Source organism: Candidatus Methylomirabilota bacterium (genome assembly GCA_036002485.1).
Taxonomy (GTDB): Bacteria; Methylomirabilota; Methylomirabilia; order Rokubacteriales; family CSP1-6; genus AR37.
Window position 1 is genome coordinate 1 of record DASYTI010000072.1, and the last position, 25504, is coordinate 25504.

A 25504-nucleotide genomic window follows, 5' to 3' on the forward strand; every position below is an offset into this window, starting at 1 on the left:
TTGGCGAGCCCGATCACCTTGGCCTTCGAGGCCTGCGCCTGGAGCAGGAACGACGAGAAGTCCTGGGTGTTGAGCGGGTGCCGGACCTTGCCCAGGACCTTGCCACCGTTCTTGAGCACGACCGCCTCGACGTCGCGCTCGAGCGCGTGGCCGAACGCGTAGTCGGCGGTGATGAAGAACCATGTGTCGCCGCCGGTCTTCACGACCGCGTTGCCGGTGCCGTTCGCGAGCGCCCACGTGTCGTACGTCCAGTGGATCGTGTTGGGCGAGCAGGCCTTGCCGGTCAGGTCGGAGGTCGCGGCCGAGGAGACGATAAAGGCCTTGCCCTTGTCGCGCGTGATCTGGCTGACCGCGAGAGCGACGCCGGAGTTCGGCACGTCCACGATCAGGTCCACCTTGTCCACGTCGTACCACTGTCGGGCGATGGCGGAGCCCACGTCGGCCTTGTTCTGATGGTCGGCGAAGATGACTTCCACCTTCATGCCCTTCTTCTCGGCGCCGAAGTCCTCCACGGCCATCCGGGCGGCCACCACCGAGCCCTGCCCCGCCAGGTCGGCGTAGAGGCCCGACTGATCGTTGAGCACGCCGATCTTGATCACCCCGTCGGAGATCTGGGCCCGCGCCACCGCGGGTCCCAGGGCGAGCAATGTTGCCAGCAGTATCGCGATGCGCATCAGCATTTCCGGGGCTCCTTTCGTCGGTTGGAAGCCATGAAAGCGAAGGGATTATACCCCAAGGTATTCGTGGAGCTTGCCCATGCTGGCCTCCAGAGCCGCGTTGGGAATCACGTCCACCACGCGGCCGTGCTCCATGACGCAGTGCCGGTCCGCCACCGTGGCCGCGAAGCGGAAGTTCTGCTCGACGAGGAGGATGGTGAAGCCCTCGGAGCGCAGGCGACGGATGGTCGCCCCGATCTGCTGGACGATGACGGGAGCCAGGCCCTCCGTCGGCTCGTCGAGGAGGAGCAGACGCGCTCCCGTGCGCAGGATGCGACCGATGGCGAGCATCTGCTGCTCGCCCCCCGAGAGCTTGGTGCCCTGGCTCCGGAGCCGTTCCTTGAGATTCGGGAAGAGCCCGAAGATGCCATCGAGGGGAAGCCCACCCGGACGGACCTCTGGGGGCAGCAGGAGGTTCTCCTCCACGTTGAGGCTCGCGAAGATTCCGCGCTCCTCGGGGCAGAAGGCGAGGCCGAGACGCGCGATTCGGTTCGAGGGCATGGCCACGAGCTCTTGCCCGTCGAACCGGATGGAGCCCTGGCGCCGCGCCACCATGCCCATGATGGACTTGAGCGTGGTGGTCTTGCCGGCGCCGTTCCGGCCCAGCAGTGTCACCACCTCCCCCGCCCGCACCTCGAAGCCGACGCCGTGGAGGATGTGCGACTCGCCGTACCAGGCGTTGAGGTCTCGGACCTCGAGCAGGGAGCTCTCAGGCATGGCCGGAGCCCTGGCCTGAGCCCATATAGGCCTGGATGACGTCGGGGTTCTTCGAGACGGCCGCGTAGTCACCCTCGGCCAGGATCTCGCCGCGTGCGAGCACGGTGATGGTGTGGGAGAGATTGGCCACCACGCTGAGGTTGTGCTCGACCATGAGCACGGTGCGATTGACGGCGACCTGCCGAATGAGCGCAGAGATCCGCTCCACGTCCTCGTGGGTCATCCCCGCCGTCGGCTCGTCGAGGAGCATCATCTCGGGATCGAGGGCGAGGGTGGTGGCGATCTCGAGGGCCCGCTTGCGGCCATAGGGCAGCTCGACCGCCGTGGTGGCCGCGAAGGCGCCGAGGCCCACGGCCTCGATCAGCTCGAGGGCCCGGCCGTCGAGCCCTTCCAGCACGCGCTCCGATCGCCAGAAATCGAAGGAGCGTCCCCGGCGTCGCTGGAGGGCGATCCGAACATTCTCGAGCACGCTCAGATGCGGGAAGACGGCCGAGATCTGGAAGGAGCGGACCAGGCCCAGGCGCGCGATGTGGGCGGGCGTGGAGCCGGTGATCTCGCGGCCCTTGAAGGTGATGCGGCCGCGCGTGGGAGTGAGGAAATGGGTGAGGAGGTTGAAGCAGGTGGTCTTCCCTGCCCCGTTGGGCCCGATCAAGGCGTGGATGGTCCCCCGGCGGACTCTGAGGCTCACATCCTTCACGGCTAGGAAACCCCGGAACTCCTTGGTCAGACCCTCGGTCTCGAGGATCAGATCGGTCGGCATGGCGCGCCGATGATAGCGATGGCGCAGCGACCGCGCAAGCGGATATCATGTCGCCATGAGCTCACGAATCCTCATCATCGGCGCAGGCGCGGTGGGCAGCTATCTCGGCGGCTTCCTCTCCCGGGCGGGTCACGACGTCACCCTGGTCGACCCATGGCCGGAGCAGGTCGAGGCGATCAGGAGCCGCGGCATCGCCCTCAGCGGGCCGCACGATCCCTTCGAGGCCCGGCCCCGAGCCCTCCATGTCCACGAGGCCCAAAGTCTGGGCCAGGACTTCGACATCGCCTTCGTGGCCATGAAGGCCTACGACACGGCCTGGGCCACTCACCTCGCCGTGCCCCACCTCAAGCCGGAGGGCTATGTCGTCTCGGCTCAGAACTGCTGGAATGATCCGACGGTGGCGGCGGTGGCTGGCGTCTCGCGCGCCGTCGGGCTCGTCATGTCGAGGATCTCCGTGGCGCTCTGGAAGTCTGGCGAGGTCGAGCGCGGCACCGAGAAGGGCAGCGCCTCGGGACATGAGGTCTTCCGGGCCGGCGAGCACGATGGTCGCATCACGCCGCGCGTCGAGTCCCTGGCCGGGATTCTCTCCGTCATAGACGGCGCCCGGCCCACGGACAACCTCTGGGGCGAGCGCTGGTCCAAGCTATGCCTCAACGCCATGGGCAATCCCGTCCAGGCTATGACCGGGCTGGGCAGCCTCGAGATCGCCCGCGAGCCTCGAGGCCGCGAGATCACGATCCGCCTCGGAACGGAGTCGGCCCGGGTGGGACTGGCCCTCGGCTACACGATTCCGAAGTTCGGCGTGGCCGAAGCCAAGACCTGGGCGGCGGCGGCCGATGACCGCACGGTCTACGCCGAGCTCGACCGGATGCTGACCCCCAAGGCGGATGCCTCCCGCAACTGGCGCGCCTCCATGGCCCAGGACGTGATCAAGGGGCGCCGTTCTGAGATCGAGTACATGAACGGCCACATCGTGGCCAAGGGACGCGAGAAGGGCGTGCCCACGCCGGTGTCGGCGGCCGTGGTCGGCATCATGCGGGAGATCGACGCGGGATCCCGCACGTCTTCACCCGCACACCTAGAGGAAGCTCTCAAGACCGCAGGCCTGTAGCCGGCGGCTCAAAAAGGCCCAGATGCGAGGCGGCGCCCGAAGGCCGCAGGTGAGGCGTAGTCTCTCTACGTTGAACCTGCGGCCGAGGGCGCCAGCGAAGCAGATGGGCCTTTTTCAGCCGCCGGCTGAGGGGGGAGGGTAGAAGCGGACATCCTTCTTCGAACTGGCCCACGCGCGATTGGCGGCCTCGATCTCCCACGAGCTGCGGCAGGCCGCCTGGGCGCGAATCATCTCCTCGATCATGTCGCGCGGGTCGGTGTGGAAGGAAGCCTGGAGCAGACGCTTGGCATGCCCCGTCGCGGTGCGGGAGGCGTGGAAGGCCTTCTCGACGATCTCCGAGAGCTTGGCGTCCAGCTGGGCGGCCGGCACCACCCAGTTCACGAGGCCCATGGCGAGCGCGACCTCGGACGTGATGTGGTCGTTGAGGAGCGTCAACTCCTTCGCGCGCCCCATTCCGATGATCCGGGCGAGACGGAGAATGGAGCCGTCGGGGACGAGGCCGTGACGCGTGGCCCCCAGCCCGAGGACGGCGTCATCGGTCGCCAGACGAAGGTCACAGGCCACCGCCAGCTGGAGCCCGCCGCCTATCGAGTAGCCGTGCAGCACTCCGACGACCAGCTTGTCCATGTCCTCGAGGCAGTTGAGAGCCCGGATCCAGTGCCGGTAAAAGGCGTCGCCGATCTGCCCGACCGACAGCGCGTTGCGGTCCATTCCCGAGCAGAAGGCGCGTCCGGCCCCTCGCACGACCACCACCCAGGCATCGGGATCCTTCTCGGCCGCCTCCACGCAGTCGGCAAACCGGGCGACCATGTCGTGATCGAGGGCGTTGAGGACAGCGGGGCGATTCAGCGTCAGGGTGGCCACTCCGCTCTTGACCTCGTACCGCACGCTCGACTCGGCCATGGTCTGCCCTCGTTTCGATCTAACGGAGGCCCAAGATATCCCGCGCGATGACCATCCGCTGGATCTCCGATGTTCCCTCGCCGATCTCGGTCAGCTTGGCGTCGCGGAAGATGCGCTCGATGGGAAATTCCGTGATGTACCCGGCCCCCCCGTGGATCTGGAGCGACTTGGTGGCGGCCTTCATGGCCACCTCCGACGCGAAAACCTTGGCCATGGAGGCGGCCATTCGGGCCGGCTTGCCCGCATCCTTGAGAGCGGCCGCCCGCAGCGTCAAGAGACGGGCTGCCTCCACGTCGGTACCCATGTCGGCGATCATGCCTTGCAGCCCGTTGAACTCGGCCAGGGTCTTGCCGAACGCGCTCCGCTGCTTCATGTAGGCGAGGGCCTGGTCGAGGGCGGCCTGGGCAATGCCCACGGCCATGGCCGCCATGGCGATGCGCCCACCCTCCAGCACCTGCATGGTATTGACGAAACCCATGCCGAGCTCGCCGAGCAGACGATTCGCCTCCACGCTGACCTGGTCGAAGACGAGCTCGGCGGTGTTGGAGGCGTGGAGCCCGAGCTTCCGGTACGGCCGCCCCGCCGTGAAGCCCGGCATACCCCGATCGAGCACGAAGGCGGAAATGCCCCTGGGCCCTCGCGAGGGGTCCGTCCGCGCCATCACCACGGCGACCTCGGCCACTCCCGCATTGGTGATGAAGGCCTTGCTGCCGCTCAAGAGGAAGCGATCGCCCTCGCGTATCGCGCGCGATTTCATGGCCGCGGCGTCGGAGCCGGAGCCGGGCTCGGTCAACCCCCAGGCCCCGAGGGCCTCTCCGCGCGCCAGGCGGGGCAGATAGCTCTCCTTCTGGGCGGGGGAGCCGAACAGCGCGATGTGGTTGGTGCAGAGCGAATTGTGCGCCCACATGGTGATGCCGACGGAGGCATCGACACGGTTGAGCTCCTCGACGGCGAGGGCGTACGAGACATAGTCGAGCCCGGCGCCGCCATACTCCTCGGGCACGAGCGCTCCGAGAAGACCAGTCTTGCCGAGGCTGCGCACGATCTCGTGGGGGAACTCGTGCGTCTCGTCGAAGTGATGGATGACGGGAGCGACCTCGGCGAGCGCCCACTCCCGCGCCATGCCGCGCACCGCTTGCTGTTCGCTCGTCAGCTCGAAGTTCATGGGCGTGCTCGGTCGCGCGAGACGGCCGTCGGGGGGAGGCAGACACGTGCCGTCGTCCGCTCAAACCTCCTCGCCTCGCGCGCCGCCTCGCTCGGGCGCCTCCGCCTGCCCCCCCATCCCCCCGAGGCGGGGGGTGCGCTCGCCGCCCCGCCTGCGGCGGGGACGGCTCGCGCGGCGGAGTCGCCCTGCGCTTCGGGGCGCGCTACGGCTCGTCGGATTCGCTCCCGACGGCACCCCCCTGTCTCCCCCCGACGGCCGAACACGCGTGCGGTCATAGGATGGCAATCCGGCTCTCGCCGACGGCACGCAGCGCGCGAGTTCATACGGTGGCTCGGATGTTGTCGCGGACGAAGCGGATGATGTCCTGGGTCGAGGTGCCGGGGGTGAAGAGCTCTTTCACGCCCATGGCCTTGAGGGCCGCGATGTCGTCGGCCGGGATGATGCCGCCGCCGAAGACCGCGATGTCTTCCGCGCCTTTTTCGCGGAGCAATTCCAGGACGCGCTTGAAGAGGTAGTTGTGGGCGCCCGAGAGGACGGAGAGCCCGACCGCGTCGGCGTCTTCCTGGATGGCGGTGGCCACGATCTGCTCCGGCGTCTGATGGAGGCCGGTATAGATGACCTCGAAGCCAGCGTCGCGGAGCGCGCGCGCGACGATCTTGGCGCCGCGATCATGTCCGTCCAGCCCCGGTTTGGCGACTACGAGACGGATCTTTCGTTCGCTCATGACCCGCGCCGTTCGAGCGCGGGCTTCGCCCGCGCAACCCTTGGGGGAGGTCCGGAAGGGGGGCGCAGCCCCCCTCCGGGGAATTTCGCCACCACCAGCCGGATCTTGCGTTCGGCCATGCCTACCCGAACATGGCGCGGATACGGTCCGCGGTGCCCATGATCTCTTCCCGGTTCCCGGGGACTTCCTTCCAGTCGAACCCCTTCCCGTCGTTCGTCCATCGCGGGATGAGGTGCAGGTGGAAGTGCGGCACGGACTGGAAGGCCGCCGCGCCATTGGCCTGGAGCAGATTGAGCCCGTCGGGATTCAGCGCTTTCCGTATGGCTCCCGCCACCTTCTTCGCGGTCCCCATGACGGCCTTGAGATCCTCCGCCTCCGCCTCGTAGAGCGTGGCCGCGTGGGCCTTGGGCACCACCAGGCAGTGTCCGCGGCTCAGTGGATTGATGTCCATGAAGGCGAGCGTCCGCTGATCATCGTAGACCTTGGCGGACGGGATCTTGCCGTCGCGGATCATGCAAAACACGCAGTCGGGCATTCCTACACCTCGACCATCCAGCCGTGGGGATCCGCGAGCTTGCCGTACTGGATGCCCACGATGGCGTCGTAGAGCTTCTGGGTCATTGGTCCGATGGTGCCGCCATTGATGACCATGCGACGGCCCCTGAAGGCGAGCTCGCCCACCGGGGAGATGACGGCAGCCGTGCCGGTCCCGAAGACCTCCTCCAGGGTGCCCGCGGTGTGGGCGGCCACGACCTCGTCGATCGAGATCTGGCGCTCGCTGACCTTGCCGCCCCAATCGCGGAGCAGCGTCAAGACGGAGTCGCGCGTCACGCCGGGCAGGATGGTGCCGGTGAGCGGCGGGGTGATCACCTCGCCCGCGATCTTGACCATGATGTTCATGGTCCCGACCTCGTCGATGTACTTCCGGTGCACGCCGTCGAGCCAGAGCACCTGGGTGAAGCCCTCGTGCTTGGCCTCCTCGCCGGCCATGAGGCTCGCCGCGTAGTTGGCGCCGGTCTTGGCGTTGCCGAGGCCACCCTCGACGGCGCGGACGTGCCGCTCCTCCACGCGGATCTTGACGGGGGCCATGCCCTCCGGGTAGTAGGCGCCCACGGGCGAGAGAATGACGAAGTAGATGTACGACTTGGCCGGGCGAACGCCCAGGAAGGGCTCGCTGGCGATGATGGTTGGCCGGATATACAGGGAGGTGCCGATGGCCGCGGGCACCCAGTCGCGCTCGATTCCCACGAGAGTCACCAGTGATCGCAGGGCGAGCTCGGGGTCCAGCGGCGGGATGCACATGTGCTTGGCCGAGTTGTTGAGACGCTCGACATGCTTCTGCGGGCGGAAGAGGCGGACCTTGCCGTCGACGCCCCGAAAGGCCTTGAGGCCGTCGAAAACTGCCTGGGCATAGTGCAGCACGGCGGCGGCCGGATCGAGGGGCAGCAGCCCGTACGGCTCGACCCGCGGGTCATACCAGCCCTTCTCCTCCTGGAAGTCGGACACGAACATGTGGTCGGTGAAGACACTGCCGAAGCCCAGCTCGGAGTCCTTCGGCTTCGTCTTGTGCGTGGTCGCCTTGACAACTCTGATCGCGTCCGACATAGCGCCGCTCCCTCTAGAAGATGATCGGTTCCCGGTAGAGACCGAAGACCTGCCGGTAGACATCGGACACCTCGCCCAGCGAGACGTAGTCCTTGACGGCGTCCACGAGCACGGGCATCACGTTGTGGCCGTTCCGGCACGCCTCCGCGAGCTGCTTGAGCCGCCTCTCGACCTTGGCCATATCGCGGGAGGCCTTCCGCGCCCTCACGCTCTCGATCTGCTCGCGCTCCATGGCCTCGTCGAGCTTCAGGTACTCGACCGGCCTCTCGTCCGCCATGACGTACTTGTTGACGCCCACCACGACTTTCCGTCCTCGGTCGTCCATGAGCTGGTAGCGGTAGGCCGCGTCCGCGATCTCGTGCTGCGGATAACCCGTATCGATGGCGCGGATGATCCCGCCCAGCTCGTCGATCCTGCGGATATAGGCCATGGCCTGCGCCTCCATGGTGTCCGTGAGGGACTCGAGGAAGTACGAGCCGCCGAGGGGATCGGCGGTCAGGGCCGCCCCCGTCTCCTCGGCGATGATCTGCTGGGTCCGGAGGGCCACCGTCACCGCCTCCTCCGTGGGCAGGGCCAGCACTTCGTCGAAGGAGTTGGTGTGCAGCGACTGCGCCCCCCCGAGCACGGCGGCCAGGGCCTGGATGGCCACGCGGGCGATGTTGTTGAGGGGCTGCTGCGCGGTGGCCGAGACCCCCGCCGTCTGCGTGTGCGTGCGGAGCCGCATGGACTCGGCCTTCTTGGCGCCGAATCGCTCCCGCATCACGGTGGCCCAGATGCGCCGGGCCGCCCGCAGCTTGGCGATCTCCTCGAAGAAATCGTTGTGGATGTCGAAGAAGAACGACAGGCGCGGCGCGAAGTCGTCCACGTCGAGTCCCCGCTCCACGCAGGCCTGCACGTATCCGAATCCATCGGCAAGGGTGAAGGCCAGCTCCTGGACGGCGGTGGAGCCCGCCTCCCGGATGTGATAGCCCGAGATGGACACCGGGTTGAACTTCGGCACGTGCCGCGCGCAGAACTCGATGGTGTCGACCACGATGCGCACGGCCGACTCGGGCGGGGAGATCCATTCCTTCTGGGCGATGAACTCCTTGAGCATGTCGTTCTGCATGGTGCCGCCGACGGTGTCCCACGACACACCCTGCTGATCGGCCAGGGCCAGGTACATGGCGAGGGCCACCGAAGCCGTGCAGTTGATGGTCATGGACGTGGTCACGCGGTCGAGGGGGATGTCGCGGAACAGGATCTCGAAGTCCGCGAGCGTCGAGACGGACACGCCCTCGCGCCCCACCTCGCCGCGGGCGCGCAGGTGGTCGGCGTCGTACCCCATGAGGGCGGGCATGTCGAAGGCGGTGCTGAGGCCCGTCTGTCCCTGCTCGAGGAGATACTTGAAGCGCGCGTTGGTGTCCTCGGGGCGGCCGAAGCCCGCGAACATGCGCATGGTCCAGAGCTTGCCGCGGTACATGGAGGGATAGGGCCCGCGCGTGTACGGAAACTCGCCCGGAAACCCGAGCTTGTCCTCGTAGCAGAAGCCCGCGAGGTCCGCCGGAGTATAGAGCGGCCGCACGGGGATGCCCGAGAGAGTCTCGTACGGCACGTCCCGCTCGGGCGAGCGGTCGACGAAGGGTCCGTACGTCTCCTTTTCCCAGCGCTTCTTCTCGTCAGCCATGCCAGGGTCGTCAGCCATACGCGATCCTTTGAGTTAGGCCGCCCTCGTCGGGCTGGCCAGAAGGTGACGGGCGATGACGAGCTTCTGGATCTGGGAGGTGCCCTCGTAGAGCTGGGTGATCTTGGCATCCCGGAAGTGCCGCTCGACCTGGTATTCGTTGATGTAGCCGTAGCCACCGTGGACCTGGATGGCGTCCGTGGTCACGCGCATGGCCATCTCGGAGGCGAAGAGCTTGGCCATGGCCGCCTCGGCCCCGTAGGGCAGCCCCTTGTCCTTGAGGAAGGCCGCCCGCAGGGTGAGGAGCCGCGCGGCCTCGATCCCTGTGGCCATGTCGGCCAGCATCCACTGCACCATCTGGTGCTGGCCGATGGGCGCGCCGAAGCTCTTGCGTTCGCGCGCGTACACGAGCGACGCCTCGTAGGCGGCCACCGCGATGCCCACGGCCTGGGCCGCGATGCCGATGCGCCCGCCGTCGAGCGCGCCGGCGGCGATCTTGAACCCTTGCCCTTCCTCGCCGAGACGGTTCGCCACGGGTACCCGGCAGTTCTCGAAGAGGAACTCCGCGGTGTCCGACGCCCGGATCCCGAGCTTGTCCTCGGTCTTGACCACGGTGAAGCCCGGCGTGCCCTTCTCCACGATGAAGGCGCTGATCCCGCGGTGGGCCAGGGTCTGGTCGGTCTGGGCGAAGACGAGGGCGGCGTGCGCCTCGCGACCATTGGTGACGAAGATCTTCCTACCGTTCAGCTCATAGGCGTCGTCAGCTCGCTTGGCGAGCGTGTGCTGGTTGGTGGCGTCCGAGCCTGCCTCGGGCTCGGTCAGGGAGAAGCAGCCGAGCCTGACGCCCGAGGCAAAGGGAGTGAGAAAGCGGCGCCTCTGCTCGTCGGTGCCATGGGCCCACACGGGGTCGCAGTACAGCGAGTTGTTCACCGACATGATGACCCCGTGAGAGGCGCAGGCCCGCGAGACTTCCTCGACCGCCACGGCATAGCCGACGACATCGCCGCCGCTGCCCCCCCAGGCCTCGGGGATGAAGATGCCCATGAGCCCGAGCTCGCCCATGCGGCGCACGGTCTCCTGGGGAAAGCGCGCTTCGCGGTCTATGGCGGAGGCGATCGGCCGCAGCTCCTTCTCGGCGAAATCGCGCGCCACGTCCTGGATCATCCTCTGCTCTTCCGTCAGCTCCACGTTCATGCGTCGCTCACCGCTCCGTCTCCATTTCGCCCTCTGATCAACTCAGCCCTCGCCTCGCGGCCTTGCCGCTCAGCTCGAAGAGCGGACCCCGTCTCAACTCGAAAAGCCACGTCCCCGGCTATTTCTCCAGGAGCTTCTTGAATTCCTGCTCGAGGGCCGGGGCGACCTCGAAGAGGTCGCCCACGATGCCGAAATCGGCGATCTTGAAGATCGGCGCCTCGGGGTCTTTGTTGATGGCGCAGATCACCTTCGAGGTGCGCATGCCCGCCAGATGCTGGATGGCGCCCGAGATGCCGAACCCCAGATACAGTTTCGGCGAGATCGTTCGGCCCGTCTGCCCGATCTGGAAGCGGTGGGGCCGCCAGCCGGCATCGACGGCCGCGCGTGAGGCTCCCACGGCGGCGCCCAGCACCTTGGCCAGGGATTCCAGGATGACGAAGTTCTCCGGCCCCTTCAGACCCCGCCCGCCCGAGACCACGATCTCGGCCTCGGCCAGCTCGGGCAGGCCCGTGGACGACTCCTCGCGACGCTCGACGAGGCTCATGGCCGGCGCGGGCACGGTCACGGCGGGCTTGTCCACGGCGGGGGCTGCCCCCGGCTGCGCATCGGCCGGCTTGAAGACATTGGGTCTGAGGGTGGCCAGCCACGGCGTCTTGGCCCAGGTGATCTTCGAGAGGAGCTTGCCCGCGTAGATGGGTCGCGTGGCCATGAGCTTTCCGCCCTCGGCCGCAAAGGCCACGGTATCGGCAGAGAGCCCGGCCCCCAGCCGCGCGGCCAGACGCGCCATCACCTCGCGCTGTCGCGTCGTCACCGCCCCGAAGACCGCCTGAGGTGACTCCTTCTGTACCAGCTCGGCGAGGACGGGAGCCCACACCTCGCCCCGGTACGGCGCGAGACCCGCGTTCTCGATCAGGAGGACGCGCTTGGCGCCCCACTCGCCGAGCTGCTTGATGCCGGCCTCGGTCGTCTTGTCCGTCAGCCATACCGCCTCGACCTGACCGCCCAGCTGAGAGGCCAGCCGTGAGGCTTCGCCCAGGACTTCCGCCATCACCTTCTTCGGATTGCCCTGCCGGTCATCCTCGACCACGCACCACATTGCTCCAGCCATGTCGATGTCGTCTCCTGGGAGTTAGATGGCCTTGGCGTCTTCGCGCAACGAGCGGACCAGTTCCTTGGCCGCCTCCGCGGGGTCACCGGGAATGATGCGTCCCGGCGGACGCGGGGGCAGCGCTTCGAGCTTGACCACGGACAGAGCCGGTGCCTCGGCCGCCAGACCGAGATCCGCGGCCTTGACGTCCTTGATCTCCTTCTTCTTGGCTCCCATGATGCCCTTGAGGGTCGGATAGCGCGGCTCGTTCAGCCCCTTCTGCGCCGAGACGGCGGCGGGGAGCGGCAGGTCGAAAATCTCGAGTCCGCCCTCGACCTGGCGTCCCACCCGAATGGTCTTTCCCGCCTCGTCCACCGACTCCTCCATGATCCAGGAGGCGCACGGCCAGCCGAGCAGCTCGGCCACCGCCGCGCCCACCGCGCCCATGTCATCGTCGATGGCCTGCCGGCCGAAGAGAGCCAGCGCCGCCTGCTCCTGCTTGATGACGGCCGCGAGGGCGCGCGCGGTGAGGAGGGTGTCCGCCGGCTCCCAGGCCGGATCATTCAGGTGGATGGCGCGGTCGGCGCCCATGGCCAGGCAGGACCGTAACGCCTCCTTGGCGCGTTCCGGCCCCAGGGTGACGGCCACGACCTCCCCCTGTCCTCGCTTCTCCTTGATCCGGAGCGCCTCCTCGATGGCGAACTCATCGTAGGGAGAGACGATCCAGGTGATCCCGGCCGTGTCGATGGCCTTCGGATCCGAGGAGATCTTCACCTGGGTCGCCGTGTCCGGCACCTGCTTGATCATGACGAGGATCTTCATGCTGTCGCGCTCCTGTCGTAGTGGAGTTGTCGCGTGATGCGGAAGCGATCGCCGGGAATGAAGACCCGGTCGTAGACGATGGGGCGGCTCTCCGCATCGCTGGAGACGCGGTCGGAGCGGAAGCAGGGAGCGCCCGCCGCGCAGCCGAGCTCTCGGGCCGCCCGCGCGGGGAGCGTCTCGGCCGAGACGGTCTCGCGGGCGGCGGTGATCTCGATGCCGAGCTTGAAGGAGAGAGCCTGACGGAGCGGCGTCACCGTGAGATCCGCCTTGTCCGCCTCCTCTCCGATGGCCGCGGGCAGGTGCGAGACCTGGAAGGACAGGGGCTGGCCGTCCACGAGACGCAGCCGCTCGAGGACGAAAATCCGGGCGCGGTCGGCCAGGCCCAGCTCCTGCGCCACGCGACGATCGGCCCGCACGAACCGGCTGCGGAGAAAGCGGGTGGCCACGTCCTCGCCCACCGCGCTGAGATCGCCTGCGAGCGTCCTGAACTGGAGAATGTCGTAGTCGACGGAGGGAGGCGCCACGAAGGTGCCGAGACCGTGACGGCGAGTGATCAGGCCGTCGCGCGCGAGAACCTCGAGGGCCTGGCGCAGCGTCATGAGCGTCACGCCGAACGACTGGGCGAGCGTGCGCTGATTGTCGAGACGCTGCCCGGCCACCATGCCGCCCGCGCTGATCCGCGCGCGCAGAGTCTCGGCGATCTGGTGATAGCGCGGCACCGTCCTTCCCATCTCCCCTCCCGAATCCTGTGCTGGTCTTCTAGAACTCTGGTGGCCGCTCAACGCCGTCGTCGAGATGCGGGACGGAATTTCAGGAGGAACGGTCAGCAGTTACGGCAACCGGAGGTATTGTAACCGGGGCACCAAGCCCGGTCAACGCCTGTTCAGGCGCGGCACTGGGTCAGCGCCGGTGCCCAATTCTGACCCGCTACTCAGCTCCGCCGGCGAGGCTCTGGGAGCGCTCCACGAGGGCCTCGAGCTTGGCCGCCGCCGCGCCGGAATCGATCGACTGGGAGGCCACGGCCACCCCTTCCTTGAAGTCACGGGCCTTGCCTCCCGCGACCAGGGCGGCCGACGCGTTCATGAGAACGATGTCCCGTCGCGGCCCCGGCTCGCCGCCCAGCACGAGGCGGATGATCTGGGCGTTCTCACCGCGGTCGCCGCCCTGGAGGTCGCGGATGCTCGCCCTCCCCACGCCGAAATCTTCGGGGCGCACGCGGGAGTTTCGCACCACGCCATCGTGCACCTCGGAGATCTGGCTCTCCCCGGTATTGGAGATCTCGTCGAGGCCGTCGGCGCCGTGCACCACGAAGGCCCGGACGGTGCCGAGCTCGGCGAGCACGCGGGCCAGAGGCTCGGTGAGGCTCGCCGAGGCCACGCCGATCACCTGGGCGTTGGCGCCCGCCGGATTCGTCAGCGGCCCCAGCAGGTTGAAGACGGTCCGGATTCCGATCTCGCGGCGGGCCGGCATCACGTGCTTCATGGCGGTGTGGAGGAGCGGGGCATACATGAACCCGATGCCGACCTCGTCGATGCACCGGCCCACCTGCGGGGGCGTGAGCTCGAGGCTGATGCCGAGCGTCTCCACGACATCGGCCGATCCGCACAAGGTCGAGGACGATCGATTGCCATGCTTGGCGACTTTCAGACCGGCGCCCGCCACCACGAAGGCCGTGGCGGTGGAGACATTGAAGGTGCCCGAGGCATCGCCACCCGTGCCGCAGGTGTCGACGAGCATCTCTCGGTCGGTGCCGGTAAGCCCGGCCATCTCGTCGCCACGCGTGCGGACGCGGACGACCTTTTGCCGCATGACCTGGGCGAAGCCGATCAGCTCCTCCACCGTCTCGCCCTTCATCCGGAGCGCCGTCAAGAACCCGGCGATCTGCGCATGGGTGGCCGCGCCGGACATGATGGCGTCCATGGCCGCCGCCGCCTCGATCCGTGACAGGTCGCGGCGTTCGACGAGGGCCCGCATCGCTTCGGCAATGATGGGGCTCGTCACGGCGACGCGCCTCCCCGCCTCAGTCGGGGCCGTATCGCCGAGGCGACTTCGAGGACCTCCTTGATATTGATGGGCTTGGCGAGCACCGAGTGGACGCCGCTCACCTGCAGCTCCTCGGGGCTGACCTCGACGGCGAAGCCGCTCACGAGAATGACGGGCAGGCCGGGCACGGCCTCCTGCACCGCGCGGGCGAGCTCCCACCCGGTCATGCTCGGCATGCTCAGATCGGTGAAGACGAGATCGAAGTGCTCGGCTTTGACCCGCGAGAGTCCCTCGCGGGCGCTCCGCGCCACTTCCGCGGTGTGGCCGGCCGAGCGCAGCACGTCGGCCAGCACGTCGCCCACGGCTTCCTCGTCGTCCACGACCAGGCAGCGGAGCAAGGAGGCGGCCGGCGCCGCCTCGGCCTCGGCCGCGGGCGCCTTGGCGGCCGTACCCGCGGGGAAGAGCATGGCGAAGGTCGTCCCGCGCCCCTCCACGCTGTCCACCGAGATGGTCGCGCCATGACGCGAGAGGATGCCGTAGGTCATGGAGAGCCCGAGGCCCGTGCCCTTCGGCCCCTTGGTGGTGAAGAATGGATCGAAGATCTTGCTTCGCACCGCCTCCGGAATGCCCATGCCCGTATCGGTGATCCGGAGCTCCAGCTTGTCATGGCGGCGGGCGGTGGCGAGGGTGAGGGTCCCGCCCCGCGGCATGGCATCGACTGCGTTCAGGATCAGATTGGTCATGACCTCGCGCAGCTCGGAGGGGTCGCCGATCGTCGTGGGCAGGTCGGGCTCGAGCTTCGTGACGACCTGGACGTGAATGCCCCGCCGGGGCGGCTCGAGCCGCCAGGCCGACTCCGTGATCTCGAGGGCGTCGCGCACGACCTGGTTCAAGTCCACGGCCACCGCGGGCTGATCCCGGCGGATGCGCGTGAACTCCTGCAGTCGTCGGACGGTCTTCGCGCCGTCGGCCGCCGAGCGCTCGATGATTTGGAGCCATTGCCGGGCCGTCGGATCCTCCACCTTCTGGAGCAGGAGCTGGGCGCGGCCGAGAATGGCCGCGAGGAGATTGTTGAAGTCGTGGGCCACGCCCGAGGCCATCTCGCCGAGGGCCCGAAGCTTCTCGCTCCGCACGAGCTGGTCCTGGGCCTGGGCCAGCTCTTCATAGGCCCGCGTCCGGTCCTGGAAGAGGCGGGCGCTGCGCAGGGCCAAGGCGGCCAGACCGGCCAGGTTGCCCAGCACCCGTTCGTCGTCTTCCGTGAACGCGCGCTCGGCGCTGCGCAGGGCGAGGACGCCGACCACCTGCGTGCCCGCCAGCATGGGCACGCCGATCCAGTGCGGCATGGCCACGGCGGCGTCAACCGGCTCGACGCCTCGCCGTCGGCACTCGCCCAGGTAGTCATCGGTGCGGATCGAACGGCCGGACTCGGCCACGAGCGAAGCCAGGCCTTTTCGCTCCGCGCTCGGGCGCGGGAGCGGGTTGAGCTGTCGCGCGCCGTCGTGGAGAAGGAGCAGGGGAACCAGGCCACCCGTGGCCTCGTCGGTCACGGCGAGGAGCAAGTTGCGGATGTCCATGAGCCGCGCGACCTGGCGCTGGATCGCCTCGACCACGTCCTCTTGATGGAGCTGGCCGGTGACGGTGCGGGAGAGATCGTGCAGGACGGACAGCTCGGCCAGGAGCGCTTCCGTCTCCTCCAGGCGAAGGCGGGTCTGACGCGCCAGCTCCGCGTTCTCCATGGCGAGTCCGACCTGCGCGGCCACGCCCTCGATGAGCCGCACCTCCTGGGCCGTGAACTCTCGCCCGCCGCCCCACCAGATGAGGAAGACGGCGCCCACGGGCTCGCCGCGGGCCATGGCCGGAGCGAAGAGCACGGCGTGGGGCTCGAGGCCCTCGAAGATGGACTGGTCGAAGCCGGGATCGTTCCTCACATTGGACGACCAGGCCGCGCGCCCCGAGCGCCAGGATTCGACCAGGGCCGGCATCCCGTCGAGAGGGAAGGGACGGGTCATGAAAAGCTGGAGCAGACCTTTGGGCACGTGCCAGCCCGCGGCCGGCACCAGGGCCTCTTGCTTGTGGTCGACCCGATAGATACCCGCCATGTCGGCGCCAAAGGTGCGCCCCACCTCGCGCGCCACGCTGCGCATGACCTGGTCCGGCGCGTCGATCTCGGACAGCGCCGTGCTCACGGCGAGGAGGGCCGTGGTCTCCTGGAGCCGCTCCTGCGCTTCGGCATAGAGCCGCGTGTTGTCGAGGGCGAGAGCGAGCTGCCCGGCGATGGTCACGGCCAGATCGGCCTGCCACGGTTCCCAGGACGCCTGCCGGTCCGTGTAGTCGAGCTGGAGGGCGGCGATCACGCGCCCCTGGCGAATGAGGGGCACGATCATGCAGCTCTTGGACTCGAATCCCTCGACCCAGTCGCGCGGAAGAAGCGTGGTCTGGGCCACGTCCGCGATCACCACGGGCCGGAGCGTGCTCAAGACCTGGGCATAGGCGGGCACGTCGGCGGGCGCGTAGGAGCGCTGCTCCGTGAAGCGCCTCCACATCGCGGAGTCCCGGCGACCGTCGGCATACTGGGACATGAGCGCCGCCACCCCCTCGTCGCTCCAGCGTTCCACCGAGCAGCGATCCACGCGGCAGACCTGGGCGATCTTGACGCAGGCCCGCTTGAGCATCTGCTTGGGATCGAGCGATGCGCTGAGGATCTCGGCGACCTCGAGGAGGGCCCGGGTCTGCTCCAGCCGCTGGGCCGTCTGGGCATAGAGCCCCGCGTTGCGGATGGCCACGGCGGCCTGGGCCACGAAGCTCTCGAGGAGCTCGCGCTCGTCGGCGTCCAACCGGAACGGCGCGCGGCCGCACAGGGCCACCACGCCGAGGAGCCGGTCCTGGAGCACGATGGGCATGCCGAGGAAGCTCGTGAGCGCGTGCGCGCGCCACCACTCCTCGCCGAGCAGGCGCGGATCGCCCACCATGTTGGGGATCGACAGCGCCTGCCGATGCAGCGCGACCAGGCCGATGGAGCCCTGGCCGAACGCGATGGTACGCAGGGGGAAGGCCTCGCCCATCGCGGCGTCCGAGAAGGCGCGCACGCTCAGGCTCGCCGTCTCGCCGTCGGCCACCCACACGGAGACGACGGGCACGCCCATGAGGGCGGCGGCGGCCCGCGCGATGCCCCCCAGCACCTCGTCCGTGTCCAGCGAGGAGGAGATGAGCTGATTGACGCGGGCGAGCGAGCGGAGGCGCTCGGCCTGCTGGGCCTCTTCCCGGAACAGACGCGAATGCTCAAGGGCGATGGCGGCCTGACCGGCGAACGCCTCGGCCACTTCCTGGTCGCGTCGAGTGAAGGGCCGCCGGGCGCGGAACGTCAGCACGCCGATGATGCGCTCGCCCACGCGGAGGGGAAGAGCCATGTAGTGCGTGTAGCCGAGGCGGCGGTCGGCCTCGATGATTTCCGGGGCGCGGCTCGTCAGCCCCGTGAGCTCGCCGATGATGGCCGACCCCGTGGCCACCACACGCGCGGCCAGACTCTGACTCCCGTTCACCGTGAGGCGAGGCCGCATCATGGTCTCGGGCGCCGTCCCTGCGAGCCCCGCCACCACCAGCTCATCGCCTTCGAGCAGCCGGAAGCCGGCATTGTCGAGGTCCAGCAGCCGCATCGCCTCTTCGGCCACCGAGGTCAGGAGGGCGTCGGTCGGCCCGAGGGCGCCGATCTTCTTGTTGACCTCGAGCAGCGCGGACAGGTAGGCGCGACCACTTCGCTCGTCGGCGAAGAGCCGCGCGTTCTCGATGGCCACCGCCGCCTGGTCCGACAGCGCGGTCATGACCTCGACCTCCGCTGCGGCCAGCGTGTGGGGCTGCCACCAATACATGGTGATGCCGCCCCAGGGCTCGCCCTTGATGAGGATGGGCACGGAGAGCACGCTCCGGTAGCCCTCGTGCTCGACGATCTGCCGGGTCGCCTCGTCGAGGGGGATGGTCGGATCGTTGAGGATGTCTTCTGTCCACACGGGGGCCCGCTCGCGGATGGCCCGGCCGGCCGTCCCCTCCCCCACGCGTACGCGCAGGCTCGTCACGAACTCCCGCGATACGCCCGCCGCGCGCAGGTACCCGATGGAGCGCGTCTCGGGGTCGACCCGGAAGATCCCCGCCGCCGCCGCCCCCGTCAGACTCTGGCAGCGCTCCACGATGGCATCCAGGATGGGGTCGGCCTCGAGCGCGGTGGCGAGGGCACGGCTGATCTCGAAGAGGGCGCGATACCGGGCGGCGCTGGCCTGCTCCTGGGCGAAGAGCTGGGCATTGTCGATGGCGATGGCGGCGTGACTGGCGAAGGAGAGCAGGAGGTCGAGGTCCCGCGCCTCGAAGGCGTATGGAGTCCGCGTCAGCATGGTCAGCGAGCCGACGAGCCGGTCGCGCACGAGGAGGGGAAGGGCCGCCCCCGACACGAAGCCTTCGGCGAGGAGCCAGGAGCGCCCGAGGAGATCCGGCTCGTCCTCGATCCGCTCGTACACGATGGGCGCGCGGATCTCCGCCGCGCGCCCGGCGAGCCCCTCGCCCATGCCGAGGCTTCCCAACATATCGGCGGGCGCGCTACCGCGCAGACCCGCCTCGGCGCGGAAGACCAGCCGGTTCCCTTCCACGAGAGCCAGGCGCGCCGCGCCGTCGGAGACCAGCCGGCACGCGGCGCTCACCACGGCGTTGAGCACATCCCCCAGCGAGCGGGCGGCCGTGAGGGCGTGGCCGCTCTGGGCCAGGGTTTCGAGCCGGCGGCTCTGTTCTTCCATCTCGGCGAGGAGCATGGACCGCTCGACCACCTGACCGATCTGATGGGCCACGGACTCGAGGACCTTGACCTCTTCCTGCAGGAAGTCGCGCCGCTCCTGCGAGATGAGCGACATGACGCCCCATGTCTTGCCTTTGACGGGAATGGGGAGGGCGAGCTGGCTTCGGTGGGCTCGCATGGCCTGGAGCTCGGTCAGCTTGGGATCCGTGATGGCCGAGGGATCGATATGGGTCACGATGAGGCGCCCGGTCCGCGCGGCTTCGCCGACGTAGGAGCCGTCCAGCGGCCTCAGACGGATCTGCTCGGCAAACTCGGGCGTGAGTCCACAATGCGCGATCAGCGTCAGGGTACCCGCCGATGGATCAACACGGTGCACCCCTCCAACATCCATCTGGGCGAGGGCACGCACGAGGTCGAGCATCTCGCCCGCCGTGGCCACCACGTCGGCGGAGCGGCCCATGCTGAGGGCGACGGCATTGAGGGCTTCGAGCTCGCGGTTTCGGCGCTGAAGCTCCGCGTCGGGATCTTGCGTCTCCAGGGGCATGAACGGGGTGGCCATGCGGGTCCGGCCTCCGCGAAGAGGACGGGCCAAGAGCAGCGCGGCGACCGCGCTCGAGAGCCCGACCGCCCCGAGGGCGCCGAGCCACGCCAGAAGCTTCGACCGCTGTGACGCGCCGACATCGGCGGTGAGGACCCAGAGGCGTCCCTGGCCCAGCGCCGAGACCAGGCCCTGACTTCCAGGTCGCACGAGGTACGCGCGGCCATCGGGCAGCGTCACGCGTCCCGAGGCCGCGACCTGGGACCAGTCGACCTGCACCGGAGCCCCCAAGCCGACCGCGGTGGCGCGACCGCCGTCGATGAAGACAAGAGCCGGCCGGTCGGGACCACCACGGGCCGGCGCCGTGTTCTCCAGCCGTCGAGCCACGAGGACAAAGCCCAGGGGAAGTCCGTCGGATGCCTCGCCCGGTGAACGCACAGGAGCGGAGGCGACGAGGTACGGTCGATCGCCCACGGAAGTCAACGACGGCGGCGCCGAGGCCAGCGCGGTTGGATTCGGGAGCGCGGTCTGCGCCTGGGACGGGGCCTGGAGAATGGGGCTGCCCGCGCCATCGAGGATGACGACGAGGTCGGCGATACCCTCGAGCGTCAGATCGGTCAGCCGGGGCGACACTCCTCGCACGAGAGTGGCCCAGTCGCCCCTGGCCACGCCGTCCACGAGGGCCGGGTCCCTGGCCAGGAGGCCTGCCTCCCGGCGTAAGGCGGCCAGGGCATCTGCGATGAGGAGCCCTGCTGTCTCCTGTCCTCGGGCCGCCGCCTCCTGGCGGTCCAGGGACAGATGTCGCAGCGTAACCGCGACTCCGCCCATGCCCAGCCCGCTGAGGACCAGCGCGGCCAGTGCCGCCAAGAAGACGAGGTGCCGTGTGGAGGAGCGCATGGACGACGTCCGGGGACGCGAATCTCCCGGCCAGACCAGCATATTCGTAAGTGCCTGATATGGCAACTTTCCCGGAGCGCAGGCCCCGGCTTTTTGGACCAGGGCGGGGGTATGGGTGCCTAGGGCCTACAACCCGTGCGGCAATCCTTGTTACAACCCGAGGTAGGCCTGCTTGATGTGTGGGCTCTGGAGCAGGCTCTCGCGGGGTCCCTCGAGGGTGATCCGCCCATTTTCCAGGACATAGCCCCGATGGCAGATCTGCAAGGAACGCAGCACGTTCTGCTCGACGAGCAATATGGTCAGCCCTTCCCGGTTGATGCGCTCGAGGTTGTCGAAGATGAGCTTGACCATGACGGGGGCAAGACCCAGGCTCGGCTCGTCAAGCATGAGAAGTCGCGGCTTCGCCATCAAGCCCCGGCCGATGGCGCACATCTGCTGCTCCCCGCCCGAGAGCGTGCCCGCGAGCTGACCCTGGCGCTCCGCGAGCCGGGGGAAGAGCTCGTAGACCCAGCCCAGCGTGTCGGAGCGCTGCCGTCGCGCCTCGACCGTGCGGGCCCCGAGATCGAGGTTCTCCCGGACGCTCATGGTCGGAAAGAGCTGACGTCCCTCGGGCACGTGCGCGACGCCAAGCCCGACGATCTCGGCCGTGCCCAGCCCATCGAGGCGTCGGCCGTCGAGCGCGATGTGCCCGCGGCGGAGCGGCAGGAGACCCGACACCGCGCGGAGGGTCGTGGTCTTGCCCGCTCCATTGCCGCCGATCATGGCCACCGTCTCACCCCGGCGGACCTCGAGCGAGGCCTCGTGGACGGCCGTCATGTCACCGTAGCCGACCTGGATGCCGTCAACACGCAGCAGGGTGGACATACTCGTCTCCGAGATAGGCTTCGATGACGCGGCGGTCAGCGGCCACGGCGCGCGGCGGCCCCTCGGCGATCTTCTCGCCGAAGGACAGGACGATGACCCGGTGCGACAGTGACATCACCGCCCGCATGTTGTGCTCGATGAGGAGGACGGAGATCCCCTCGGCGTTGATGGCGCCCACGAGCCTGACCATGGCGTCGATCTCGGTGGCGTTGAGCCCCGCCATGACCTCATCGAGTAAAAGCAGCGTTGGCTCCGTGGCAAGCGCGCGGGCGAGCTCGAGACGCTTTCGGTCGGCCAGGGTGAGCCGCGCCGCGATCTCCGCCGCCCGACCGTCGAGCCCCACTCGCTCCAGGACCGCCCGCGCCGCCGCCAACGCCTCCGCCATGGCATGGTGCCGGGACAGGGCGGCCACCTTGACATTGTCGAGCACGGAGAGCCGCGCGAAGGGCCGCACGATCTGGAAGGTGCGGGCGAGCCCGAGCCGGCAGATGGCATGTGGCTTGAGCCCCTCGAGGCGGCGCGCGCTGAATCGGATTTCTCCCGCGTCAGGCAGGAGGAAGCCCGAGAGCAGATTGAAGACGGTGGTCTTCCCCGCCCCGTTGGGCCCGATGAGGCCGAGCATCTCGCCTTCGGCCATGGCGAGGTCGAGACCTCCCACGGCCTGGAGACCACCGAAGCGCTTGGACAGACCACGCACCTCGAGCAAGCTCAGGGAGCCATCCTCCACGATCGGGTGAGGCGCGCCAGGTACGGCGCGGCGCCCTGGGGCAGGAAGAGCACGACGGCGATGAGGAGCGAGCCGTAGACGATGAGGTGTCCGCCCGACCAGCCGGTGGCCGCGAAGTAGCTCCGAGACAGCTCGGCCAGCGGGGACAGGATGAAGGAGCCGAGCACCGGCCCCAGGGGGGTGCCGGCGCCGCCCACGATGGGCCGGATGATGATCTCCACCGAGAGTGGGATGCCGAAGAGGGTGTTGGGCTGGAGCGAGAACTGGTAGAAGGCGTAGAAGGCGCCCCCGATCCCGGTGAGGAAGGCCGAGAGCACGCTCGCGAGAAGCTTGCACCGGAAGGCGTCGATGCCGAGCGCCTCGGCCGCCTGCTCGTCTTCCCGGATGGCCACCAGATAGGCGCCGAGCCGCGACCGCTCGAGCCGCCAGACGGCGGCGGTGGCGCCGGTCATCAGGACGAGCGCCACGTAGTAGTAGGCGCGGGGATTCTGGAACTGGAACTGCGCCGGGTTGCCCGTGAACGTGATGTACAGGCCGACTGCTCCCCCCACCGCCTCGGTATTCAGGGCGACGATCCGGCACACCTCCGCGAAAGCCACGGTGAGGAGCACGAAATAGAAGCCGCGCAGTCCGAAGCGAAAGCCCAGGTAGCCGATGATCGCGCCCAGCAGCCCCGCCGCCGCCCCCCCCACGAACATGCCGACCCAGGGCGTGAGGCCCAGCCGGAGTGACAGGATCGCGGTGACGTAGGCGCCGATGCCCACGAAGGCCGCATGGCCGACCGAGAGCTGTCCCGCGTACCCGCCGAGGATGTTCCAGGCTTGGCCGAGGTAGGCGTAGAAGAAGATCAGGGTGACGAGCGTCACGGCATAGGAGCCGATGAAGGGAGGCAGGGCGGCGAGAGCGAGGAGGGCGAGGGCCAGCGGCCAGTGCTTCACGCGACCTTTCCCCCGAGGAGGCCGGCGGGCCTGAAGAGCAGGATCAAGATGAGCAGCGAGAAGGAGACGAGCTCCTTCAACGACGGAGAGAGGAAGACGGCGCCGAGAGATTCGGCCACGGCCACGAGGAGACCGCCGAGAAAGGCCCCGGGCAGGCTGCCCATGCCGCCGATGATGACGATATTGAACGAGGTCACGCTCGCCCCGAGTCCCACGGAAGGCTGAAAGGGATAGAAGGGCGCCACCAGGGCGCCCGCCGCCCCCACGCAGGCCGCCCCGATGCCGAAGGCCACCGCGTAGACGCGTCGGACATCCGTGCCGATCACGGCGGCCCCGTAGGGATTGTCGGAAGCCGCCCGCATGCTGCGGCCGAGATCGGTCCTGAACAGGAACAGATACAGGAGGCCCGTGAGCAAGCCCGCGAGCAGGAATGTCACGAGCCGCGCCACATCCACGAAGAGAGGGCCGAGCCACACGGTGGAGAGGGCCAGAAATGATTTCACTCGCCGCGGGTCGGGCCCGAAGGCCACCAGGGCTCCGTTCTCCAGCACGAGGGCCACGCCCAGCATGAGGAGGATCTGCATCTCGTGCGGCGCCTCGATGATGCGGTTGACCAGTCCGCGCTGGACAACGAAGCCCAGCCCGAAGAGGGCGGCGGCGCAGAGGGGAAAGCCCGCATAGGGATCGAGGCCGAGACGCGTGGAGAGCAGGAAGGCCAGGTACATCCCCCAGACCATCATGTCGCCGTGGGCGAAGTTGACCACGCGCATGACGCCGAAGATCAAGGTCAGGCCCACCGCCATGAGGCTGTAGACGCCTCCGAACAGGAGGCCGTTGAGGAGGCCCTGCGCGATCAGCACGGAATCCATGGACTGTCCGGCACCTTAGCACGGCCCAAGGCCGGGATGATCCCGACCGCGGACTCGATCGGTAGGCGGCGCAACGACTCTCTTGGGGGGAGGCTTCGGAAGGGGGGCGAAGCCCCCCTCCGAGATTTCTACTTCTTCACGGGGAACACGTACCGCGTCTGTGCGGCCTCCTTGGGCCATACCACTTGAGGCTTCTGCTCCCGGATCTGGATCATGGCCGTGGAGGCATTGAGGTTGTCGCCGAGGTCGTTGAAGACCACTGGCCCGCTCGAGACCATGATGGGGTCTTTGAAACTGGTCTTCTTGATCGCCTCCACCACCGCCTCGGCCTCCGTGGTCTTGGCCCGCTCGAAGACGTCGGCCATGACCTCGACCGCCTCGTAGGAATAGCCGGAGTTGGTGTCGAAGGTCTTGCCTCCGGAGCGCTTGCCGTACTCCTCCCCGATCTTGAGGGCGCGCGTGTTCTTGAAGTTCACCCACGGGACATTGTCCATCACGTTCTCGACCAGCTCCTTGAGCTGGTCGATCTGGCCCTTCTCGTAGAAGCCCGGGGTGCCGGGGCTGATGACCCCCATCGCCTCCACGCGCTGCTTGGCCAGCTCCTGCAGGAGGAGGATGGCGCTGGTCGCCCGCACCACGGGCGCGATCACGTCAGGCTTGGCGGCCTTGACCTTGGAGACCTCCGTGGAGAGATCCTGCGTGTTCTCCGGGAAGGCGATTGTCTCCACGATGGCAAAGGGTGGCTTCAACGCGTCCACCGCGGCCTGGAACTGGCGCGCCTGGGTCTGGCCGAAGAGGTCATTGCTGTAGAGGACCACCACGCGCTTGGGGGCGACCTTGGCGTCCGCGAAGATCTCGCTCATGAACTGGACGGCCTTGCGCCCGAAGACGGCGGTGGTGACGAAGAGCCGGTACACGTACTGGACCTTCTGCTGCCCTTCCTTGACGGATTTGGCCACGTTGGCCGTGATGGCGTCCGCCGCGGAGATGTCGATGAGGAAGGGCACGCGCTTCTGCTGGGCCACGGGCACCATGGACGCGGTGTGCTGCGAGTGGAAGGCGCCCGTGAGGATCACCGCCCCCGCATTGATGAGCCGCTCGGCCTCCGTGCGCGCCACGTCGGGATTGGTCTGCGAGTCGCCGAGGAGAAGCTCGAGCCTGGCCCCGCCCATCGACTTGATGCCGCCCGCGGCATTGACGGAGTCCACGGCCATCTGAGCGCCCAGTCGGCAGGCCTGACCGATCTCCGCGAGGCCGCCCGTCACCGGGTGGACGGCGCCGATCTTGATCGTCTTGGGCTGAGCCCGGAGGACGGCCGGGAATCCCAGCGCGGCCACCCCGGTCGCGGCTCCCGCCGTCGTGAGAAAGGCGCGGCGGGGCAGTCTCGTCGTTGAGCCGTGCTCGCTCATTGATTCCTCCCTGTGGATTCTCGCCGTGGATTCTT

The 25504-nt window shown here is 68.4% G+C and carries 21 protein-coding genes; 1 reads left to right on the top strand and 20 read right to left on the bottom strand.

Features of this window, described 5'->3' with window-relative positions; genetic code table 11:
- The 3 genes from VGT00_07800 to VGT00_07810 form a co-directional block, all read right to left on the bottom strand.
- Positions 1 to 680 (bottom strand): ABC transporter substrate-binding protein (locus tag VGT00_07800; protein ID HEV8531303.1); only part of this gene is annotated, 680 nt, incomplete at its 3' end.
- Positions 681 to 725: 45 nt separating this feature from the next.
- Positions 726 to 1433 (bottom strand): ABC transporter ATP-binding protein, encoded by a 708-nt coding sequence (locus VGT00_07805; GenBank protein HEV8531304.1) that lies wholly within the window; start codon positions 1431 to 1433, stop codon positions 726 to 728.
- On the bottom strand, positions 1426 to 2193 hold the full coding sequence (locus VGT00_07810) for an ABC transporter ATP-binding protein (GenBank protein ID HEV8531305.1): 768 nt from the start codon (positions 2191 to 2193) through the stop codon (positions 1426 to 1428). Before VGT00_07810 ends, VGT00_07805 begins: the two co-directional genes overlap by 8 nt.
- A gap of 55 nt (positions 2194 to 2248) precedes the next feature.
- Here VGT00_07810 and VGT00_07815 point away from each other — a divergent pair, with 55 nt between their 5' ends.
- Entirely contained in the window at positions 2249 to 3304 is a 1056-nt protein-coding gene (locus VGT00_07815) for a 2-dehydropantoate 2-reductase (protein HEV8531306.1), read from the top strand.
- 114 nt (positions 3305 to 3418) lie between these two features.
- Here VGT00_07815 and VGT00_07820 read toward each other — a convergent pair whose 3' ends face one another.
- The 17 genes from VGT00_07820 to VGT00_07900 form a co-directional block, all read right to left on the bottom strand.
- On the bottom strand, positions 3419 to 4207 hold the full coding sequence (locus VGT00_07820; protein ID HEV8531307.1) for an enoyl-CoA hydratase/isomerase family protein: 789 nt from the start codon (positions 4205 to 4207) through the stop codon (positions 3419 to 3421).
- A 19-nt stretch (positions 4208 to 4226) separates the two neighbouring features.
- The gene (locus VGT00_07825) at positions 4227 to 5372 is read right to left on the bottom strand and encodes an acyl-CoA dehydrogenase family protein (protein HEV8531308.1); all 1146 of its coding nucleotides are present in this window, start codon (positions 5370 to 5372) and stop codon (positions 4227 to 4229) included.
- 319 nt (positions 5373 to 5691) lie between these two features.
- Positions 5692 to 6096, bottom strand: coding sequence for a cobalamin B12-binding domain-containing protein (locus VGT00_07830; GenBank protein HEV8531309.1), 405 nt, complete (start codon positions 6094 to 6096; stop codon positions 5692 to 5694).
- A 121-nt stretch (positions 6097 to 6217) separates the two neighbouring features.
- A complete protein-coding gene (locus tag VGT00_07835; GenBank protein HEV8531310.1) occupies positions 6218 to 6631 on the bottom strand; it encodes an HIT family protein in 414 nt (137 codons plus the stop codon).
- 2 nt (positions 6632 to 6633) lie between these two features.
- Positions 6634 to 7701: a branched-chain amino acid aminotransferase gene (locus VGT00_07840; GenBank protein ID HEV8531311.1), complete on the bottom strand. Its 1068-nt coding sequence runs from the start codon at positions 7699 to 7701 to the stop codon at positions 6634 to 6636.
- A 13-nt stretch (positions 7702 to 7714) separates the two neighbouring features.
- Positions 7715 to 9385 carry a methylmalonyl-CoA mutase family protein gene (locus VGT00_07845; GenBank protein HEV8531312.1) on the bottom strand — a complete coding sequence of 557 codons (1671 nt, stop codon included), beginning with the start codon at positions 9383 to 9385 and terminating at the stop codon, positions 7715 to 7717.
- A gap of 15 nt (positions 9386 to 9400) precedes the next feature.
- On the bottom strand, positions 9401 to 10558 hold the full coding sequence (locus VGT00_07850) for an acyl-CoA dehydrogenase (GenBank protein ID HEV8531313.1): 1158 nt from the start codon (positions 10556 to 10558) through the stop codon (positions 9401 to 9403).
- Between the two features lie 118 nt (positions 10559 to 10676).
- Entirely contained in the window at positions 10677 to 11666 is a 990-nt protein-coding gene (locus VGT00_07855) for an electron transfer flavoprotein subunit alpha/FixB family protein (GenBank protein ID HEV8531314.1), read from the bottom strand.
- Between the two features lie 21 nt (positions 11667 to 11687).
- Complete coding sequence (locus VGT00_07860) at positions 11688 to 12467, bottom strand: electron transfer flavoprotein subunit beta/FixA family protein (GenBank protein HEV8531315.1); 780 nt, start codon at positions 12465 to 12467, stop codon at positions 11688 to 11690.
- Positions 12464 to 13198, bottom strand: coding sequence for a GntR family transcriptional regulator (locus VGT00_07865; GenBank protein ID HEV8531316.1), 735 nt, complete (start codon positions 13196 to 13198; stop codon positions 12464 to 12466). Before VGT00_07865 ends, VGT00_07860 begins: the two co-directional genes overlap by 4 nt.
- Before the next feature lie 196 nt (positions 13199 to 13394).
- Positions 13395 to 14456: an anthranilate phosphoribosyltransferase gene (gene trpD / locus VGT00_07870; GenBank protein ID HEV8531317.1), complete on the bottom strand. Its 1062-nt coding sequence runs from the start codon at positions 14454 to 14456 to the stop codon at positions 13395 to 13397.
- Positions 14457 to 14464: 8 nt separating this feature from the next.
- The gene (locus tag VGT00_07875; protein ID HEV8531318.1) at positions 14465 to 20662 is read right to left on the bottom strand and encodes a GAF domain-containing protein; all 6198 of its coding nucleotides are present in this window, start codon (positions 20660 to 20662) and stop codon (positions 14465 to 14467) included.
- 150 nt (positions 20663 to 20812) lie between these two features.
- Entirely contained in the window at positions 20813 to 21526 is a 714-nt protein-coding gene (locus tag VGT00_07880) for an ABC transporter ATP-binding protein (protein HEV8531319.1), read from the bottom strand.
- Positions 21504 to 22238, bottom strand: coding sequence for an ABC transporter ATP-binding protein (locus VGT00_07885; protein ID HEV8531320.1), 735 nt, complete (start codon positions 22236 to 22238; stop codon positions 21504 to 21506). Before VGT00_07885 ends, VGT00_07880 begins: the two co-directional genes overlap by 23 nt.
- Positions 22235 to 23191 (bottom strand): branched-chain amino acid ABC transporter permease, encoded by a 957-nt coding sequence (locus VGT00_07890; GenBank protein ID HEV8531321.1) that lies wholly within the window; start codon positions 23189 to 23191, stop codon positions 22235 to 22237. Before VGT00_07890 ends, VGT00_07885 begins: the two co-directional genes overlap by 4 nt.
- Positions 23188 to 24060 (bottom strand): branched-chain amino acid ABC transporter permease, encoded by an 873-nt coding sequence (locus tag VGT00_07895; GenBank protein HEV8531322.1) that lies wholly within the window; start codon positions 24058 to 24060, stop codon positions 23188 to 23190. Before VGT00_07895 ends, VGT00_07890 begins: the two co-directional genes overlap by 4 nt.
- A 128-nt stretch (positions 24061 to 24188) precedes the next feature.
- Positions 24189 to 25504, bottom strand: a 1316-nt coding sequence (locus tag VGT00_07900; protein ID HEV8531323.1) for an ABC transporter substrate-binding protein, incomplete at its 5' end; no start/stop codon positions are given.